The 17,815-nt window shown below is 57.6% G+C and carries 16 protein-coding genes; 6 read left to right on the top strand and 10 right to left on the bottom strand.

Annotated features, from left to right (window positions below; genetic code table 11):
- Position 1: 1 nt before the first annotated feature.
- Positions 2–517 (bottom strand): DnaJ domain-containing protein, encoded by a 516-nt coding sequence (locus JAO79_RS04245; protein WP_199005884.1) that lies wholly within the window; start codon positions 515–517, stop codon positions 2–4.
- Between the two features lie 357 nt (positions 518–874).
- Between JAO79_RS04245 and JAO79_RS04240 the strand changes: the two genes are divergently transcribed.
- The 6 genes from JAO79_RS04240 to JAO79_RS04215 all read left to right on the top strand — a co-directional run bounded on the left by JAO79_RS04240 (position 875) and on the right by JAO79_RS04215 (position 9,190).
- On the top strand, positions 875–1,972 hold the full coding sequence (locus JAO79_RS04240; protein WP_199005883.1) for an efflux RND transporter periplasmic adaptor subunit: 1,098 nt from the start codon (positions 875–877) through the stop codon (positions 1,970–1,972).
- Positions 1,972–5,052: an efflux RND transporter permease subunit gene (locus JAO79_RS04235; RefSeq protein WP_199005882.1), complete on the top strand. Its 3,081-nt coding sequence runs from the start codon at positions 1,972–1,974 to the stop codon at positions 5,050–5,052. The genes JAO79_RS04240 and JAO79_RS04235 overlap by 1 nt, the downstream gene beginning before the upstream one ends.
- A 155-nt stretch (positions 5,053–5,207) precedes the next feature.
- Positions 5,208–5,519, top strand: coding sequence for a DUF3301 domain-containing protein (locus JAO79_RS04230; protein ID WP_199005881.1), 312 nt, complete (start codon positions 5,208–5,210; stop codon positions 5,517–5,519).
- 73 nt (positions 5,520–5,592) lie between these two features.
- Complete coding sequence (locus tag JAO79_RS04225) at positions 5,593–6,909, top strand: substrate-binding domain-containing protein (RefSeq protein WP_227664318.1); 1,317 nt, start codon at positions 5,593–5,595, stop codon at positions 6,907–6,909.
- 109 nt (positions 6,910–7,018) lie between these two features.
- Entirely contained in the window at positions 7,019–8,314 is a 1,296-nt protein-coding gene (locus JAO79_RS04220; RefSeq protein ID WP_199005880.1) for a pyridoxal phosphate-dependent aminotransferase, read from the top strand.
- A gap of 51 nt (positions 8,315–8,365) precedes the next feature.
- A complete protein-coding gene (locus tag JAO79_RS04215) occupies positions 8,366–9,190 on the top strand; it encodes an inositol monophosphatase family protein (protein WP_199005879.1) in 825 nt (274 codons plus the stop codon).
- A 12-nt stretch (positions 9,191–9,202) separates the two neighbouring features.
- Here JAO79_RS04215 and slmA read toward each other — a convergent pair whose 3' ends face one another.
- The 9 genes from slmA to JAO79_RS04170 all read right to left on the bottom strand — a co-directional run bounded on the left by slmA (position 9,203) and on the right by JAO79_RS04170 (position 17,732).
- A complete protein-coding gene (gene slmA, locus JAO79_RS04210) occupies positions 9,203–9,790 on the bottom strand; it encodes a nucleoid occlusion factor SlmA (protein WP_199005878.1) in 588 nt (195 codons plus the stop codon).
- Positions 9,791–9,873: 83 nt separating this feature from the next.
- Positions 9,874–10,683 carry a thiazole synthase gene (locus JAO79_RS04205; RefSeq protein WP_199005877.1) on the bottom strand — a complete coding sequence of 270 codons (810 nt, stop codon included), beginning with the start codon at positions 10,681–10,683 and terminating at the stop codon, positions 9,874–9,876.
- A gap of 79 nt (positions 10,684–10,762) precedes the next feature.
- Positions 10,763–10,963, bottom strand: a complete 201-nt coding sequence (gene thiS / locus JAO79_RS04200) for a sulfur carrier protein ThiS (RefSeq protein ID WP_199005876.1) — start codon at positions 10,961–10,963, stop codon at positions 10,763–10,765.
- Positions 10,964–10,980: 17 nt separating this feature from the next.
- Positions 10,981–11,301 (bottom strand): DUF423 domain-containing protein, encoded by a 321-nt coding sequence (locus JAO79_RS04195; protein ID WP_199006629.1) that lies wholly within the window; start codon positions 11,299–11,301, stop codon positions 10,981–10,983.
- A 64-nt stretch (positions 11,302–11,365) separates the two neighbouring features.
- On the bottom strand, positions 11,366–12,169 hold the full coding sequence (locus JAO79_RS04190) for a symmetrical bis(5'-nucleosyl)-tetraphosphatase (protein ID WP_199005875.1): 804 nt from the start codon (positions 12,167–12,169) through the stop codon (positions 11,366–11,368).
- The gene (gene rsmA, locus JAO79_RS04185) at positions 12,162–12,992 is read right to left on the bottom strand and encodes a 16S rRNA (adenine(1518)-N(6)/adenine(1519)-N(6))-dimethyltransferase RsmA (protein ID WP_199005874.1); all 831 of its coding nucleotides are present in this window, start codon (positions 12,990–12,992) and stop codon (positions 12,162–12,164) included. The genes JAO79_RS04190 and rsmA overlap by 8 nt, the downstream gene beginning before the upstream one ends.
- Positions 12,989–13,999, bottom strand: a complete 1,011-nt coding sequence (gene pdxA, locus JAO79_RS04180; protein ID WP_199005873.1) for a 4-hydroxythreonine-4-phosphate dehydrogenase PdxA — start codon at positions 13,997–13,999, stop codon at positions 12,989–12,991. The genes rsmA and pdxA overlap by 4 nt, the downstream gene beginning before the upstream one ends.
- The gene (locus tag JAO79_RS04175) at positions 13,996–15,339 is read right to left on the bottom strand and encodes a peptidylprolyl isomerase (protein ID WP_199005872.1); all 1,344 of its coding nucleotides are present in this window, start codon (positions 15,337–15,339) and stop codon (positions 13,996–13,998) included. The genes pdxA and JAO79_RS04175 overlap by 4 nt, the downstream gene beginning before the upstream one ends.
- A 68-nt stretch (positions 15,340–15,407) precedes the next feature.
- Positions 15,408–17,732, bottom strand: coding sequence for an LPS-assembly protein LptD (locus tag JAO79_RS04170; RefSeq protein WP_199006628.1), 2,325 nt, complete (start codon positions 17,730–17,732; stop codon positions 15,408–15,410).
- Positions 17,733–17,815 lie beyond the last annotated feature (83 nt).

The following is a 17,815-nucleotide window of genomic DNA, read 5'->3' as shown; positions in this document are numbered from 1 at the left end:
TTCACACCCGGTGCTTGTCTAATAACAGGTCGCGGGCCTCATTCAATTTGGCCGCCAGGTAGTCGTTTCCGCCGCGATCCGGATGCAGTTTCTGCATCAGTTTGCGGTGAGCGGATACAACATCATCCCGGGAACATCCGGGCTGAACCCCCAATATGTCGCAGGCCTCTTGTTCTGACATTGTGCCTCCCGCCGTGGCGCTCTGCCCGCGCGACGAATCATTCCGGCCTGACGTTTCATCGTTTCGGGGCCCCGACGAATCCCCCATCATTTTGCGAAACAAAGGTGCATACCGGAGCAACGCCGGCAGTTTGCGCAGCAAAGGAACAAGCGCCGCCACCGCGGCTGTCAGAATGTGCACGCGACCGGTCAGCACCATAAACAACAGCAACGCACCGCCCGCCACCAATACGATCTTCCAGATGGCCGCTTTCTGCCCTTGGGGAGACAACGCCCCCCACTTTTTCAGCACAACGAACACGGCGATGGCCAAAGCCAGGCCAAGTACCAGCTGCATGATTTAATCTTCTCCTGCCCCTGCCTGGGGATCGTTTCACCATGGATTGATGCCAATGTACTGCGTTCAGCAAAGTCACGCACGAATCAATTTGGGCGCCTGCTGCAAAATGCTGTAATTACACCTACTATTGTTGAAACTTGCGTGAATTCGCTCAAAAAAATGGTCTTATAAAGCAACCAAGTTAATGACAAAACAGTACAACTTTTGTAGCATGCTACGCGCTACGCTTGCTGACTATTTGCGCCTGCTTTACATGCAAACGTCACCAGCTCTGAGCTCGCCATAACAAGCATCCGCTTTTCATAGTCTTGGCGACGGAATACGCATCAGGAACCCAGCCCCAGGAACTCATCTATGCGCACCGCATCCCGCTTTGTCATCGCCATCGTTTTTCTAGGTCTCGTCCTCGGCGGTATCTTCGGCTACAAATTTATGCAATTTGGCCAACTGAAAGAGATGCTGTCACAGCCACAACCACCAGCAATCATCTCCGTAACCCAATCGACCACCGAGAACTGGCAGCCCTCTATCAAGGCCGTCGGCAGCATTGAAGCTGTAAACGGCATTGCTGTTTCCAACGAAGTGCCCGGCGTCATCAAAACCATCAACTTCGAATCCGGCGACAACGTCAAGAAAGGCGACATCCTGATCGAACTGGATGCCGCCATTGATGAAGCCGCTTTGCGCACGCGCCGCGCCGAGGCGCAGCTGGCCGATCAGGACTTCAAACGCATCTCTGACCTGCTGCCCAAGCGTGCGGTGTCCCAGTCTCAATACGACACCGCAAAAGCCAACTACGACGCCGCCCGTGCCCGGGTTAACGAAGCGCAGGCGCAGCTCGACAAGAAAATCATTCGGGCGCCGTTTGATGGCCGGCTCGGCATTCGCATGGTCAACCAAGGTGAATATCTGCCGACCGGTAGCCCGATTGTCGAAGTGAACATGCTGGACCCCATCTACGTGGACTACACCCTGTCCGAGAAGCACCTCGCCAACGTCGAAAGCGGTTTTCCTGTATCTGTGACCGTTGCCGCCGTGCCGGAACAAACCTTTGAAGGCAAAGTCAGCGCCATCAACACCTCCGTGAGCCCGGAAACCCGTACCGTACGGATTCGTGCCACCCTGAACAACGAAGATCACCTGCTGCGCCCGGGTATGTTCGCAACTATCCAGACCGGCCAGCCCAGAGACAACAAAGTTGTCACGCTTCCGCGTACCGCGATCTCTTACAACACCTACGGCAATTTCGTGTTTGTTGTCACCGAGAACGACAAGGGCGAGCAGGTTGTGGAACGTCGCACGGTCACCACCGGCGAGGTTCGCAATGGCCGCACGGCCATCACATCCGGCCTCGAAGCGGGTGAAACGGTAGTCTCCAAAGGCCTGCTGAGACTGCGCGCCGGCCAGCGCGTCAAGATTCAGGACGAATCCGACAAGGAGGCGTCTGAATAATGCGTTTCACCGATATCTTCGTCCATCGGCCGGTTCTTGCCACGGTGGTCAGCTTGCTGATCCTGTTGGTGGGTGCCCGGGCCGCCATGGAAATGGAAATCCGCCAGTACCCGAAACTGGAAAGCACCACAGTCACCGTCACTACGGCGTACCCCGGTGCCAGTTCGGATCTGATCAAGGGCTTTATCACCACGCCCCTGCAGCAGGCGATTGCAGAAGCCAGCGGCATTGATTACCTGACCTCCACCAGCTCCCAAAGCGTGTCCACCATTCAGGCCAAAATGGAGCTGAACTACGACGCTAACGATGCGCTGGCCGAAATTCAGGCCAAGGTGGCCAGTCAGCGGAACGTTCTGCCGGCAGAGGCTCAGGACCCGGTCATTACCTCCACCACCGGCGACAGCACCGCGCTGATGTATATCGCGTTCTACAGCACCGAGCTGGATGTCCCGCAGATTACTGATTACCTGACCCGTGTCGTGCAGCCAAAATTGCAGGCCCTGCCTGGAGTGGGTAAAGCCCAGCTGCTTGGCCGCACCTTTGCGTTGCGGGTTTGGCTGGACCCTGAGCGCCTGGCCGCGGTGGATCTGACGCCCACCGAAGTTGCCGCCAAACTCAGAGCCAACAACTATCAGGCCGCTGTGGGCAAAACCCGCGGCCAATACACCGAAATCAGCCTGACCAGTGACACCGACATCGCCGACCCGGATGCGTTCCGCAATCTGGTGGTCAAGCAGTCCAATGGCTCTCTGATTCGCCTGCAGGACATCGCCCGTGTTGAGCTCGGCTCACAGACCTACGACAACATTGCGCTGTATAAAGGCCAGCCCGCCACTTACGTCGCTATCGAAATCGCTCCAGGCGCCAACCCGCTGACCGTGGCCGACCTGGTGAAATCCGAATTGCCGGATATCGAAAGCCAGCTGCCCAGCGGCATGGGTGTACGCCTGGCCTACGACGCCTCGGACTTCATTGAAGACTCCATCAACGAGGTAGTACGCACTCTGATCGAAGCCATGATCATCGTACTGGTAGTGGTATTCCTGTGCCTCGGCTCAATCCGGGCCTCGGTAGTGCCTTCCGTTGCCGTTCCGCTCTCACTAATCGGCGGTGCGTTCATCATGCTGATGTTCGGTTTCTCACTGAACCTGCTGACCCTGTTGTCGATGGTTCTGGCGATCGGTCTGGTGGTAGATGATGCCATCATCATGGTGGAGAACGTGCACCGACACATCGAGCAAGGGGAATCTCGCTTCGAAGCGGCCATTAACGGCGCCCGTGAAATGGCGACTCCGATTATTGCCATGACCACTACTCTGGTGGCGGTATACGTGCCGATCGGCTTTATGGGCGGGCTGGTTGGCTCCTTGTTCACCGAATTTGCGTTCACGCTGGCCGGCACCGTGGTAATTTCCGGCATCGTGGCCCTGACTCTCTCGCCGATGCTATCCGCCAAGGTGCTGAAGCCCCACGGCGAGCCCGGCAAGTTTGAGCAGATGGTCGAGAAGTTCTTCAACGGCATAGCCAACGGCTACAAAGCCGCGCTGTCGTCGCTGATGGAAACCAAATCTGTGGTCGTGTTCTTCGCGTTGGTGGTGCTGGGCTCTATCTATTTCATGCAGATGATGAGTCAGAGCGAACTGGCCCCGACCGAAGATCAGGGCATCCTGTTCCATCAGGGTTTGGGGCCCGAGACCTCAACGCTCGACTACCTGCTTGAACACGGTCAGGAAGTGCAAGAGCGGATGACAGAGCTACCGGGCTACAAAGAAGACTTTATGATCATCGGCATCACCAGCCCGAACGCCGTCTTTGGCGGCTTCAAAATGGCGCCCTGGAGTGAGCGTGAAGTCAGCCAGTTTGAGGTTCAGCCAAAGCTGGACGCCGAACTGAAAAAGGTCACTGGCCTGCAAACAGCCGTATTCCCGCTGCCGTCACTGCCGGGTTCCGGCGGCGGCCTGCCGTTCCAATTCGTGATCAGTACCGGTGGCACCTATGAGCAACTGGATCAGGTAGCCGATGAAATCCTCGGCAAGGCGATGCAGAGCGGCAACTTCATGTTCCTGAAGAAGTCCATCAACTTCGACAAGCCGGTGACTAAAATTCACATCGACCGTGACCGCGTTGCCGATCTGGGCCTGTCAATGCAGGAAGTCGGTCAGACACTGGCCAGCATGCTCAGCGGTGGTTACATCAACCGCTTCAACATGGAAGGCCGCTCTTACCAGGTGATTCCGCAGGTGGATGATCAGTTCCGCCCGAGCAAAGAAGCACTCGACGAATACTACATTCGCAGTGGCAGCGGAGACCTGGTTCCGCTCTCCAGCGTGGCCAGCTTCACCGAAGAAGTAGAGCCGTCGAACCGCACCCAGTTTAACCAACAAAACTCGTTGACGCTGGAAGGCGTGGTGATGCCGGGTGTTGCCGCCGGCAGCGCGATGGAGTTCATCGAGAAGACCGCAGAAGAAGTGTTCCCTCAAGGCTTCAGCTTTGATTACACCGGGGCCTCGCGCCAACTGGCGAATCAGGGCAGCGCTCTGGTGGTGACCTTCTTCCTGTCGCTGCTGGTGATCTATCTGGTACTGGCCGCTCAGTTTGAAAGCTGGCGCGATCCGATCATTATTCTGGTGTCTGTGCCCATGTCGGTGGCCGGAGCCATGGTGTTCATCGTGCTTGGCTTTGCCACCATGAACATCTACACCCAGGTGGGGCTGATTACCCTGATCGGGGTGGTCTCCAAGAACGGTATTCTGATCGTGGAGTTCGCTAACCAGTTGCAAAAAGAGCGGGGCCTGAACAAGGTCGATGCCGTGATCGAGGCCGCCGCCATCCGGCTGCGCCCGATCATCATGACCTCACTGGCCTTGATTTTTGCCATGGTGCCGCTGCTGATCGCCGTCGGCCCGGGTGCAGAAAGCCGCTTTGCCATCGGCCTGACCATCAGCGCTGGTCTGGGCATTGGCACCTTGTTCACCGTGTTCGTGCTGCCGGCATTCTACATCCTGCTGGCCCGTGATCACCACGGCGAAGCCGGTGACGAATACAAGGATGAAAAAGAGGTCGCCAAGAGCACCAGCTGACCGAATGCTTAGCCGCCACCTGAGCTGATCGTTCCGGGTGGCGGCTAAACGCCCTTCCTCGCAACAATTCCCCGAACCCGCGCAATAAGGTAGTCTGGCGCTTTACCGGTCTGCTTGACCGTGCACTCCAAACCACCAACAGGGCCACCAGCACATTGACTCTTGGCACTCTCTTCTGGCTTTTCACTGCGGGCTTTGCCGCATGGTATTGGTGGCAAGCCAAAGCCATCAAAGACTTCGTACTCGATGCCGCTCGCCGTTACTGTAAATCCATGGACGTGATGCTACTGGACGACGCCGTGTTTCTCCGGGGCCTATGGTTCAAGCGTGACGACACCGGCAGCGTTCGGGTCTGGCGTCGGTTTCTGTTTGACTTCACCACCACCGGTGAAGAACGCTACACCGGCCGGATCATCATGCTCGGTCGCAAGATCATCCATATGGAACTGGAACCCCATAAATTCTGATACCTGAAACACAACTGTCATATTTATGTAGCATCCTACCTCTATCGCAACTGCTCGGTATGGATGCTCTTAAATGGCTGTTTCTAATCGAATTCCTCTATTTCTTATTCTCGTCTGTTCAGTGCTGGCGTTCCCCGCACTGAGCTCGGCCCATGAACTGGAGATTCACGGCTCCAATACCGTGGGAGCCGCATTAGCGCCATCGCTGGTCAAAGGCTACCTGGAGCAATTAAGCAACGGCCCGGTCATGCGCCAATCCACAACCCGGGAAAACGAGCAGATACTGGTGGCCCACCAGCAAAGCAAAAAGCTGTCCGTATTGGTAGCCGCCCATGGCTCCAGTACCGGCTTTCGCACGCTCGCCGATGGCCGCGCCGATATTTGGGCCTCCTCCCGTCCGGCACGGGTAAGTGAGGTGGAGCAAGTCAGTGATCGAGCAGACCTTACTGGCCTTTCCAGCGAGCACGTGATTGCCATTGACGGACTTGCCATTCTGGTTCATCAGTCCAACCCGGTCAGCCGAATGAGCATCGACACGCTCCGGAAAGTGTTTAGCGGCGAAATCCGAAACTGGTCAGAACTGGGCGGCAGCAACAATCCTATTCGCCTGTACGCACGAGATGAACGGTCAGGCACCTGGGACACGTTCAAAACATTGGTACTCAACAAATCCGCGCCATTGCATGCCTCTGCACTGCGCTACGAATCCAACGACTTGCTATCCGATGACGTTTCCAGAGATCCCTACAGCATTGGCTTTACCGGACTGGCCTCGGTTCGTAACAGCAAACTGCTCGCCATCTCTGAAGGGAACGCCCCGGCTCTGAAGCCAAACCAACTTACCGTCGCCAGCGAAGACTACCCCTTGTCCCGCCGCCTGTTCATGTACACCCTGGGTGAGCAAACACCGGATCTGGCCAAAGGGCTGATTGAGTATGCGCTGAGCCCGGAAGGTCAGGCTCGGGTGGCCGGTTCCGGATTCGTATCCCAGAATCCGATCGCCGTTAAACCCGAGCTGGATGCCACTGTGCCCGAAAGCTTCAAACGCCTGACCCAGAGTTACCAACGCTTGACCGTCAACTTTCGATTCTCGGAAGGCCGCACCAAACTGGACAACAAGGCGCACCGTGATTTGCTGCGTGTTAAACACTTTCTCAAGCAACACAATCGCTCTGCCGACGACCTGCTGCTCATCGGTTTTGCCGATGCCCAGAGTGATGAGCTGCGCGCACAAATGATCTCCGAACTGAGAGCCGTGTCGGTGCGCCGCGCGTTGAATCACGTAGGCGTTCGGTACGTTCCCTACACCGGCTATGGCGACTACATGCCGGTTGGCGGCTCAGGCAGTCAGCGCAATGGGCGTGTGGAAGTGTGGATCAAGTCCCGGTAAGGCAGACCCATCGAGCAGCGTAGCGGGAAATCCTTACGCGCAGGCCGAACACAGGCCCGCACAGCGGGCCTATACTGCCATTGTCACCACCAACCAATAGACAGGGACAATGGACATCAAAAGCGACCACCGTTACGCGATAAACCTGAACGTTCGTGGCATTCAACCCTCCGCCACGCTTCGTATCAACGAGCAGAGCAACCAGCTACGCGCTGAAGGCAAAGACATCATCAAACTGGGCCTGGGGCAGTCGCCGTTTCCGGTGCCAGAGCGAGTGGTCGAGGCGCTGAAAGAACACGCCCACGAGAAAGACTACCTTCCGGTGAAGGGCCTGAAAGGTCTGCGTGAAGCCATCTCCGGCTACATCAATCGCAACGAACGTATGCGCTCCAGCTGGGAAGACGTACTGATCGGCCCGGGCTCCAAGGAGCTGCTGTTCATCCTGCAGCTGGCCTACTACGGTGACCTGCTGATCCCGCGCCCGAGCTGGGTTTCCTATGCGCCGCAAGCCCGCATCATCGGCCGCTCGGTTCATTGGCTGCCAACCCACGCCGAAAACAACTGGCAACTGACCGCCGAAGAACTGGACATTATCTGCCGGGACGACCCGTCACGGCCGCGTATCCTGATTCTGAACTACCCGTCCAACCCGACCGGTTGCACCTACACCGATGACCAGTTATTGGCCATCGCCAACGTGGCACGCAAGTACAATCTGATTCTGCTGTCGGATGAAATCTACGGCGAAGTACACTTTGAAGGCCGGCATAAATCCATTGCCCGCTACTACCCGGAAGGCACCATCATCAGTACGGGTATGAGTAAATGGCTGGGTGCCGGTGGCTGGCGTTTGGGTGCCTTTATCTTCCCATCCGAACTGCGCCCGCTGCAAGACGCCATGGCCATCATTGCCAGCGAAACTTTCACCTCAACGGCTGCGCCGATCCAGTATGCCGCCATCACCGCCTTCAACGGCGGTGACGACATCAACAGCTACCTGAACGACTCCCGACGGGTACTCAAAGTGGTCGGTGAATACGTTCACCGCCGCCTGACCGACATGGGTGCAATCGTACGCAAGCCGGAGGGCGCGTTTTACGTCTTCCCCGAGTTTTCGAACTTCAGCGAACGCCTGGCAAACCGCGACATCAAAACCTCGCAGGCATTCTGTTCCGCATTACTGGAACACACCGGCGTGGCCATCCTTCCGGCCAGTGACTTCGGTTTTGTGCCGGATCACATGGGGGCTCGTCTGGCGTTTGTCGATTTTGACGGCGCACAGGCGCTGACGCTCGCCGCTGGCGACTACGCTGATCAGGAACTGGCCGACGACTTTGTCCATCAGGCATGCCCACGCATCGTTCTGGCCATGGACCAGATGGAGCAGTGGCTGAACAGCTTGTAGTACCCCCGGCGTGTTAGACTGGCACCCTCACTTAATCATCACGGGGGTGCCATGTCTGATTCTCTGTCTCTGCGCGATATAACCGATTTCGCCGAAGCGCTGGCCAAAGAGGCCGGAGAGCTGATCCGCCGCGAGCGGGAAGAAAGCACCCTCCGTACCGATTACAAAGACCAGACCGAACTGGTCACCCACGCCGACGTTCTGGCCGACGAATTCATTACCAAAGCCATCCGGGAGCGCTTCCCGGAGCACCGTATCCTGTCTGAAGAAACCATGCCGGACCTGACTCAGGCCGAGCATCTGGACACTCCGCTATGGATCATTGATCCCATCGACGGCACCGTGAACTACGCTTACGGGCACCCGCAGGTGGCGGTTTCCATTGCCTACGCCGAACGCGGTCAGGTGCAAGTGGGCGTGGTGCATGCGCCCTTCCCCGGCGAAACCTTCCGGGCCACCAAAGGCGAAGGCGCCACATTAAACGGCGAGCCTATCCAGCACAGCGGAGCCACCGCACCAAGGCAGTCCCTGTTCGCCACCGGTTTCCCGTACACCAAAGACAATCTGGAACCTCTGATCAAACGGCTGGACGCCATGATTCACCAGTGTCGCGATCTGCGCCGCATCGGCTCTGCCGCACTGGATATTTGCTGGGTGGCCTGTGGCCGGCTGGATATTTACTACGAGAACGTCAGCCCGTGGGATTTCGCGGCGGCGCGCCTGATCGCCTGGGAAGCGGGCGCAACCGTGGGTCATTTCGGGGATGTGCCGGCGGACTATCCCGCCGACCTATGGGGCCGGGACATTCTCATCTCGGCACCCGAGGTGTGGCAGCCGGTGCGGTCGATTCTTCGCACCGCCTCCGGCTACGAATAAGCCGGAGCGGGATCAGCCCCAGACGGACTCGGCAACCAGTGCCCAGGCTTCATCAAAGTCTGCGCTGGGCAGCCGGGAGAACGACGAGCGCACAAAGCGCTGAACGCGCCCTTCCAGAAACACCATGACAAAGTCCGCCCCGCGGGCGGCACTGGTACGCGGGCGCAAGCCCTGGCGGATTTCGCCTTCCTTCAACGACTGGCGCAACTGGGTTTCCAACCGCTCAAAAAACTGGGACGCGCGCTTACGAAGGGATTCGTCTTCGCCCATCAACGCATCGCCGGTCAGCACACAACACAGGCCCGGATTCCGCTCAGAGAACACCAGCACCAGATGCACGATCTGCTGCAGGCGCACCCGCACATCTTCCTGCTCCTGCAGGACCAGCTGGCAGCGGGAAAACACCGCGTCTTCCGCGAACTCAATCAATGCTTCGAACATCTTCCGCTTGCTGGGAAAATGCCGATACAGGGCTGCTTCGGTCACACCCACAGACTTGGCGAGGCCAGCAGTAGTAATGCGGGCACCCGGATCTTTTTGCAGCAATTCAACAAGAGCCTGCAGGATGGTCTCCCGCCGGCTGGGTTTTGGTTTGGTCATATAGGGATTACAGCGCTCTGGAATTCTGGTTTTAATTTTATACGCCCTCTCCTCGAACGGGAGAGGGTCGGTAAAGACAAGGCTTAGAAGAAGGTACCGTCAATGGGCGAAGACGCACTGGCGTACAGCTTCTTCGGCATACGGCCAGCCAGATACGCCTCGCGGCCAGATTCGATAGCCAAGCGCATGGCGTTTGCCATTCTGATCGGGTCTTTGGCCTGGGCGATGGCGGTGTTCATCAACACACCGTCACAGCCCAGTTCCATCGCGATGGTAGCGTCCGAAGCCGTGCCGACACCGGCATCAACCAGGACCGGTACTTTGGCATTTTCCACGATCAAACGAATGTTGTAGCGGTTTTGAATGCCCAGGCCGGAACCAATCGGCGCACCCAGCGGCATAATGGCCACACAGCCCATTTCTTCCAGACGCATCGCCAACAGCGGGTCGTCCGAGCAATACACCATTACCTTGAAGCCGTCTTTGATCAGCTCTTCAGCGGCGGCCAGCGTTTCCGGCATGTTCGGATACAGGGTTTTGTGCTCACCCAGCACTTCCAATTTCACCAGATCGCGGCCGTCGAGCAATTCACGGGCCAGCTTGCAGGTGCGCACGGCATCTTTCGCGGTGTAACAGCCGGCGGTGTTCGGCAAAATGGTATAGCTGTCCGGCGAAATCACATCCAGCAGATTCGGCTCATCCGGATTCTGACCGAGGTTGGTACGGCGCACCGCCACCGTCACAATCTCCGCTCCACTGGTTTCAATGGCGTGGCCGGTTTCCATTAGATCGTTGTACTTTCCGGTGCCCACCAACAGACGGGACTGGTATACCTTGCCTGCAATTTCCAGAGGCTTATCTTCGGGAAGCTGGATTTCCGGTGTATCTGTCATAACCTACCTGAGTTGTATGAAAAAAGAGGGGTGTTCACGGTTTGTGAACCTGGCGGGGCTGACCACAAAGGTGGTGGAGTCAACCACCACCGATGGCATGCACAAGCTCTACCCGATCGTTTTCGCCGAGGGTAAATTCCGCATGCTTGCTACGGGGTACAATGTCCTCGTTCACCTCGACCGCGACCCGTTTTCCGGTCAGCGCAAGGTGCTCTATCAAAGCCGAAATGGTCACTCCGCTCGGGAGTTCCATCACTTCTCCGTTAACCTGAACCTGCATAGCTCTGCTTTTCTCCATCATCGCTTCAACGCTGCTGCAGCCAGCAGCGCCCAACCAATCATCAGGCAGACCCCACCCATCGGAGTAACCGGCCCAAGCCAATGAGCACCGGTCATCACCAACAGATACAGGCTGCCGCTAAACAGAAAAATACCTGCCAACCAGAAACCACAGGCAATGGTCAGCAAGCGGTGATTCAGGCGTAGTGCGGGCATCATACTCGCCACCACCAACGCCAAGGCGTGGTACATCTGATAACTGACAGCGGTCTGGAACACTTCCAACCCCCGTTCGCTGACAATATGACGCAGGCCATGAGCACCAAAGGCGCCGGCCATCACCGCCAACAAGCCAGCAAAGGCACCGGCTATCAAGGCCCAGCGCAACACAATGGTTTTGGGGCTAACTGCAATCACAGTGAACTTTCTCCCCGCTATTGAGGTTCATCAGCGTCAGGGCACCGCCCCACACACAGCCGGTATCCAGCCCAATAAACCGGTCGCTACCGGTGTCGCCTTCAATGGCGGCCCAGTGGCCAAAAACAACCCGCACGTCATCTTGGCGGGGGTAACTGAACCAGGGCGCGTACCCTTCGGGTGCGGTATCTGCCGATTCTTTTGCCGTTAGCTCAAGGCTACCGTCCGGCGCAATAAAACGCATACGGGTGAAGTAGTTAGTAATCACTCGCCAACGGTCCATACCAGAGAGAGTATCACACCAGCGCTCGGGCTTATTGCCATACATTTGGCTGAAGTATTCGTCGGCGTCGCTGCCCTGGATGACGGCTTCCACTTCACGGGCGTAGCCAACGGCCTGCCCTACTCCCCAGATGTGAGGCAACCCGGCGTGGGTCATAATCAGGTTGCGGTCGGTATCGTGGACACACAATTTCTGCTGGCGAAGCCACTGTAGTAAGCGGTCACAATCCGGTGCTTCAAGAATGTCGTGCAACGTGTCTTTCTTCTTCGGGCTATGGCCACCCAAGGCCACCGCCAACAGGTGCAGGTCGTGGTTGCCCAGCACCACCTTGGTGGCATCGCCCAAACCTTCGAGATAGCGCAAGGTAGCCAACGAGGAAGGCCCCCGATTGATCAAATCTCCAGCTACCCACAACCGGTCCCGCGAGGGCGAGAAATCGACCGTGGCCAACACATCCCGCAATCGCTCGTAACAACCCTGAATATCGCCAATGGCGTAGTCAGTCATTACTTACCTCGTCGGCACCACCGTTCGCAGATTTTGCATCTGCCAGCAGGTCGGCAATTCGCACATAGTCGGCCAGGCTCAGGTTCTCCGGGCGCAGGCCGTCGTTGATATCCAGCGACTGAAGCTGCTCTACCGTCACCATCGCTCCCAGCGCCTTGCGCAGGGTTTTACGGCGAGCATTGAATGCCGTGCGCACGACCGACTGCAGAATTTTCAGATCCTTGGCGGGGTGTGGCAATTCTTTGTGGGGCACCAACCGGACAATGGCGGAATCTACCTTCGGTGCCGGCCGGAACGCGCCCGGCCCAACCTCGAACAACGGCTGCACTTTGCAGAAATACTGAGCCATGATCCCCAGACGGCCGTAGTTGTTATCGCCCGGCACGGCGGCCAGGCGCTGCACCACTTCTTTTTGCAGCATGAAGTGCATGTCCTGCACCACACCGGCCTGAGCCAGCAAATGAAAGATCAGTGGTGTCGAGATGTTGTACGGCAGGTTGCCCACAATGCGCAGCGGGCGGTCGGTTGCCAGCTGGCTGAAATCAAAGCTGAGCGCATCGGCTTCGTGAATTTTGAAATCCGGGTAGTTGAAGAACTTGGTCCGCAGAACCGGAATCAAATCCCGGTCCAGCTCAACCACCTGCAAGCGCGGGTTGATCGCCAGGATTTCTTCGGTGATCGCTCCCAGCCCCGGGCCAATTTCTACAATCACATCGTCAGGCTTCGGGCTGATTGAGCGGACGATTTTTTCGATCACGCCCGGGTCGTGCAGAAAGTTCTGGCCGAAGCGTTTACGGGCCTTATGGCCGTGTTGGTTACTCATGCATGCTCTCCGGCTGTAGCTGCCTGACGGCAACGGGCCATGTGTTCACCCACGCGAATGGCGGTGTGCAGGCTGCCAGCATCGGCTGTGCCGGTGCCCGCCAGATCCAAGGCGGTGCCGTGGTCTACCGAGGTGCGCACAATCGGCAACCCCAGGGTAATGTTAACGGCACGGCCAAAGCCCTGATATTTCAGCACCGGCAGGCCCTGATCGTGGTACATGGCGAGTACCGCATCGGCGTCGTTCAGCCAATGCGGTGTGAATAACGTGTCTGCCGGCAGAGGGCCGGTCAGTTGAATGTTTTCTTCGCGAAGCTGAGCCAGCGTGGGCTCGATCACTTCAATTTCTTCCCGGCCCAAATGCCCACCTTCACCGGCATGGGGGTTCAGCCCCGTGACCAGAATGCGGGGCTGTTCAATGCCAAAGAAGGTTTTCAGATCCGCGTTCAGAATGCGCGTTACCTGCGTTAAACGTTCCGGGGTAATCGCCGCCGATACGTCTTTCAGGGGTAAGTGAGTGGTTACCAAAGCCACCCGAAGCTCTTCGCTGGCCAGCATCATTACTACCCGTTCAACGCCGCACAAATCCTGAAGGAATTCGGTATGGCCGCTAAAGGCAATGCCGGCTTCGTTGATCACGCCTTTGTGGACGGGCGCAGTGACCATGCCATCAAAATCGCCGTTCAGGCAGCCTTGGGCCGCCAGCGTTAGCGTATCCAGCACGTACTGGCTGTTGCCGGTATTCAACTCACCCGCTTCGGTAAAATCACAACCGTCTACGTGGCAAACCGACAGGTGCCCCGCGCGGGTTTCCGGCTGCATACCCGGCTGCCAGTCGTGCAGGTGCACCGCAAGGCCCAGTTGCCGGGCCCGCTGCTCCATCAGGTTTTTGCCGGCAACCACGACAATGCCGGCAGCCCGGTTTTCACCCGCCAGCTGCAAGCACAGCTCCGGCCCGATTCCGGCCGGCTCGCCGGCGGTCAGCGCCAGAATGACCGGTTTCGTCATGATGCGTTTTCTTCCTCGCTGCTTTCGTTCATATCGGCGTACTCGCCTTTGAATTCAATAAAGGCTTCGTCGCGAATTTCCCGCAACCAGTTCTGCAGTTCGGTTTCAAACTTGCGCATATAAATTGCCTGGCGTGCCTTGGAAGCCTTGCTCTCTGCAGTCACGTCCTGATTCCGGCGTTCTTCCACCAAAATCAGGTGCCAGCCAAACTGGGAACGAACCGGGCCGTACACTTCGCCAATCTCGGCGTCCATCATGCCCTTCTCGAACTCCGGTACCATCTGGCCGGGGCTGACCCAGCCCAGATTTCCGCCGTCGGAGCCGGATACCGGGTCATCGGATTCTTTGCGAGCCAGTTCCTGAAAATCCGCGCCGTTCTTCAGCTGCTGGTAAATATCACGAATCTTGCGCTCGGCTTCGGCTTCAGTCACCGCCTCGGAAGGACGGATCAGAATGTGGCGAGCTTTATGCTGCTCAATAAAGGTTTGCTGCTCACCACCGCGCTTGTCCATCACCATCACCAGATGGAAGCCGCTGTTATTTTCCAACACTTCAGAAGGCTCACCCTCTTCCAGATTCGGCACGACCGGTGCCACCAGCGAAGGCAGCTGGCTTTCGGCACGCCAGCCCATGTCACCACCGTCAAGGGCGTTGCTGGCGTCGGATTCTGCTACCGCCACTTCCCGGAAATCCCGGCCATTGAGGATTTGCTCACGCAAACGCTGAGCCGTATTTCGGGCCTCGCTCACAGACGCTTCGTTACCGGGATCGTCCACCTGAATAAAGATGTACGCCAAACGGTATTCTGCACCCTGACTGCCAGACGCTTTCTGAGCCTGCAGGTAGTTTTCCACTTCGCGATCGGTAATCCGAATGCGGTTGCCTACCCGGCTCTGCTGCACCCGGCTGGTCAGCATTTCATTGCGAATCTGTTCCCGGGCCTGGCGGTAGGTAACGCCTTCTTCCGCCAACTGCTCTTCAAACTGGGCCATCGTCAGGCCGTTGCTGGCGGCGATGTTGCGCAGGGTTTCGTTCAGCTCGTTATCGCTGATCCGCATACCCATCTTGTCGGCCATTTGTAGCTGAACCGACTCTACAATCAACTGTTCAAGCACTCGCTCTTCCAGCATCTTGCGAGGTGGCAAGCCTGTGCCTTGGGTGCTCAAACGGCCGATGATGGTGTTCAACCGTGCTTCCAGCTCGGTTTGCAGAATCACACTGTCATCGACAATGGCTACCACACGATCCAATACCTTGCGTTCCGCTTGAGCAGCTACCGCTACGACCATCATGGTCAGTGCCAACAGCAGTGTCAGTCCGTGGCGTACAGTCGCCTTCATAGTCACCTCTTGGTTTATAAATTCTCAGCCGCCCCGACGTGTGTCAGGGTTAACAGCCTTAGTTCGTTTTAACGGTACGTAGTTCCAAAACGGCGGCGTTCGCGCTCGTCATAACCGTAGATCGCATCACCGATGCTGTCAGATGCGCCGCCGCTGCCGCCAAGCCCTTTCAGCTCAATACGGAACAGCAAACGGGTATCCAGTTGTTGGTCATCGGTCAGGTAGTTCTGGTGCACCACCTGGAAACTCCAGCAGCAGTTGTTATATTCAAGACCCGCCAGCGACCCCACCGTGCGGTCGAGTTCCGAGTCCCACACCCAGCGGCCAATGGCGCTGAGTTTATTGGTTACCGGGAATACCGTGCCAATGTCGGTTTGTTCAATCTCATCCGGGCGGCTGTAGGTGTGCCCCAAAGTAGCCAGATAACGATAATCCTCGGAATGGAAGATCAGTTGGCTACGCCCTTCTTCGGTTTTCCGGGTGTCGTGGTCCCACAGGCCCGAGGTGCGAATTTCCAGATTGTCCAGCGGGTTCAGCACCAGCTCGCCCGCCAGCGGTGAATTGGCGCGGTCCGCCGCCCCTGCTCCGAACAAGCTTACTTCCCGATCATCGAAGTAACGGATCTGGCCAATGCTGATCCGGGCGCGCTCGGCACCGGTCACCAGATCGTTGAAACGGCTAGTCAGGGCCACTGTTAGTTGGTTCGCGTCGCCTACCCGGTCGCCGCCATTGAACCGATTGCGCTCGAACAACTGATCAAAGCGGAAGCTTTTCACATCGGTGTCGAAATCCGGGATGTCATTCTGATCCGCGTCAGCATCGGCCCAAGCGTAGTACAGGCGCGGCTCCAACGTTTGATTGTAAGGAATATCGAACAGGCTGGAGCGGCGATCAAAATACAACCCGTTATCCCACTCGAACACCGGCACCGTGCGGTCGATGCTACTGTCCGCCAAGGTGTAATCTTCCAGCTCGTAACGGGTGTAGTCCAGGCTCACCGAAGGCCGGCTAAAGCCCCACAGCGCTCGAATGGGCAGCGCCAGTTCGGGAATGGCCCGAAGCCGGTGGCCGTTGGCCTTATCCAACCCGGTCAGGTTGTCGTTATCCCGGTAGAACCAGGTGTACTGGCTCTCGATCCCGGTCTGGAACGCGCCCACATCGACCGCTCCTGCGTACAGCACCTCCGGTAACTGAGCGTAGGGTTTATTCACGTCGGCAATGCGTTCGGCAACGGTTTGGTAGTCGTTCAGATAAGCATCGAAATACTGGTACTGATCGGAGTAGCTGACCCCGCCACGGCGCTGCAGATGCGTGGTTTGGTCAATTTCCAGCGAGCGGTTCAAATCGCTCAGGTAATCGTCATCGGACACTACGGAGAAATCACCGTAGCCGCGCCAACCACCACCGAAACTGGCGCGGGTGGAGAAATCCAATGCCCAGCGTTCACCGTCGGCACCGGCCACTTCATCTTTATAAGCGGAATCGTCATTGATGTAGCCCAGCTGCAGCACAGACTCGCCATACCTGCTCAGATAGCGACCTTCTGCCTCGGTGAACAGACCACGGCCATGAATGTACTGGGGCGTAAGCGTAGCGTCGTAATGGGGCGCCAGATTCAGGTAATAAGGCAGCGCAAAAAACGCACCGCTGCCCGCGCTTGAAGATCCGAACTGCGGGTACAGAAAACCGGTCTTGCGGCGGTCATCAATGGGGAATGTAATGTAAGGCCAATAGAACACCGGTGCATCCAGCACTTCGAGCCGCACGTGCTTGGCACTACCAAAGCCCTCGGCCTGATCCAGCTCGATGTCGGAAGCCACAATGGCCCAGTCGTTTTCACCGGGGCCACAGGTTGTGAGCAGGCCATCGGTGATCACCACCTGATTCTCACCCACCCGCGATAACGAAGACGCCTGGCCACGCAACTCGGACTGGTGCAGCAAGAAAGTAGCGGTGTTGATATCCAGCTGGCCAGAATCGGCCGAATAACGGGCATTTTCACCGGTCAGCAAAAAGCCTTCGCCGCGACTGACCATCGGGCCTTGCAGACTCAACTGCCCGGATTGGGTGTTATAGCGGGCTTCAGAACCCGTGGCCTGAAAACTGCCTTGGCGCAGGCGTACATCGCCTTTCAGATACAGTTCGGCATCCACCTCGTAACGGGCATCCAGCGCGCTGGCTTCCAGAGGCTGGTCGGCTACCGCACCACCCGGCAACATCGGCACCTGGCTACTCGCAGACGTAGACGGCAAATAACCGCCGCCGCAGAACACCGGAACCTGAGCCTGAACTTCCGGGGGCAGCTCGCTTCTGGGCCGCCAATCCATCTCGGCCGCGCTCGGGGCGTGGCTAGCCTGCTCTTCTGCCACAGAGGCCACTGGCGCAACAACCATTGCCAGCAAAAGCCCGGTTAAACGGGGCTTAAACCACAACTGCTGACGGTAACGGCTGGGCACGACGGCAGGCTTCCTGTTTC

The sequence above is a fragment of the Marinobacter litoralis genome, from assembly GCF_016427555.1.
Lineage (GTDB): Bacteria > Pseudomonadota > Gammaproteobacteria > Pseudomonadales > Oleiphilaceae > Marinobacter > Marinobacter litoralis_A.
This window is presented reverse-complemented; position numbering and strand designations above follow the sequence as displayed.

Bases quoted from the DNA above. Each gene is read 5' to 3' on its own strand.
- pdxA (WP_199005873.1), bottom strand. From the start codon at position 13,999: ATGACGAAACCGGTCATTCTGGCGCTGACCGCCGGCGAGCCGGCCGGA.
- JAO79_RS04225 (WP_227664318.1), top strand. From the start codon at position 5,593: ATGGCTGTTTCTAATCGAATTCCTCTATTTCTTATTCTCGTCTGTTCA.
- JAO79_RS04215 (WP_199005879.1), top strand. From the start codon at position 8,366: ATGTCTGATTCTCTGTCTCTGCGCGATATAACCGATTTCGCCGAAGCG.
- JAO79_RS04170 (WP_199006628.1), bottom strand. From the start codon at position 17,732: ATGGTTGTTGCGCCAGTGGCCTCTGTGGCAGAAGAGCAGGCTAGCCAC.
- JAO79_RS04190 (WP_199005875.1), bottom strand. From the start codon at position 12,169: ATGACTGACTACGCCATTGGCGATATTCAGGGTTGTTACGAGCGATTG.
- JAO79_RS04220 (WP_199005880.1), top strand. From the start codon at position 7,019: ATGGACATCAAAAGCGACCACCGTTACGCGATAAACCTGAACGTTCGT.
- JAO79_RS04245 (WP_199005884.1), bottom strand. From the start codon at position 517: ATGCAGCTGGTACTTGGCCTGGCTTTGGCCATCGCCGTGTTCGTTGTG.
- JAO79_RS04235 (WP_199005882.1), top strand. From the start codon at position 1,972: ATGCGTTTCACCGATATCTTCGTCCATCGGCCGGTTCTTGCCACGGTG.
- slmA (WP_199005878.1), bottom strand. From the start codon at position 9,790: ATGACCAAACCAAAACCCAGCCGGCGGGAGACCATCCTGCAGGCTCTT.
- JAO79_RS04205 (WP_199005877.1), bottom strand. From the start codon at position 10,683: ATGACAGATACACCGGAAATCCAGCTTCCCGAAGATAAGCCTCTGGAA.
- JAO79_RS04240 (WP_199005883.1), top strand. From the start codon at position 875: ATGCGCACCGCATCCCGCTTTGTCATCGCCATCGTTTTTCTAGGTCTC.
- JAO79_RS04195 (WP_199006629.1), bottom strand. From the start codon at position 11,301: ATGGCCGGCGCCTTTGGTGCTCATGGCCTGCGTCATATTGTCAGCGAA.
- rsmA (WP_199005874.1), bottom strand. From the start codon at position 12,992: ATGAGTAACCAACACGGCCATAAGGCCCGTAAACGCTTCGGCCAGAAC.
- thiS (WP_199005876.1), bottom strand. From the start codon at position 10,963: ATGCAGGTTCAGGTTAACGGAGAAGTGATGGAACTCCCGAGCGGAGTG.
- JAO79_RS04175 (WP_199005872.1), bottom strand. From the start codon at position 15,339: ATGAAGGCGACTGTACGCCACGGACTGACACTGCTGTTGGCACTGACC.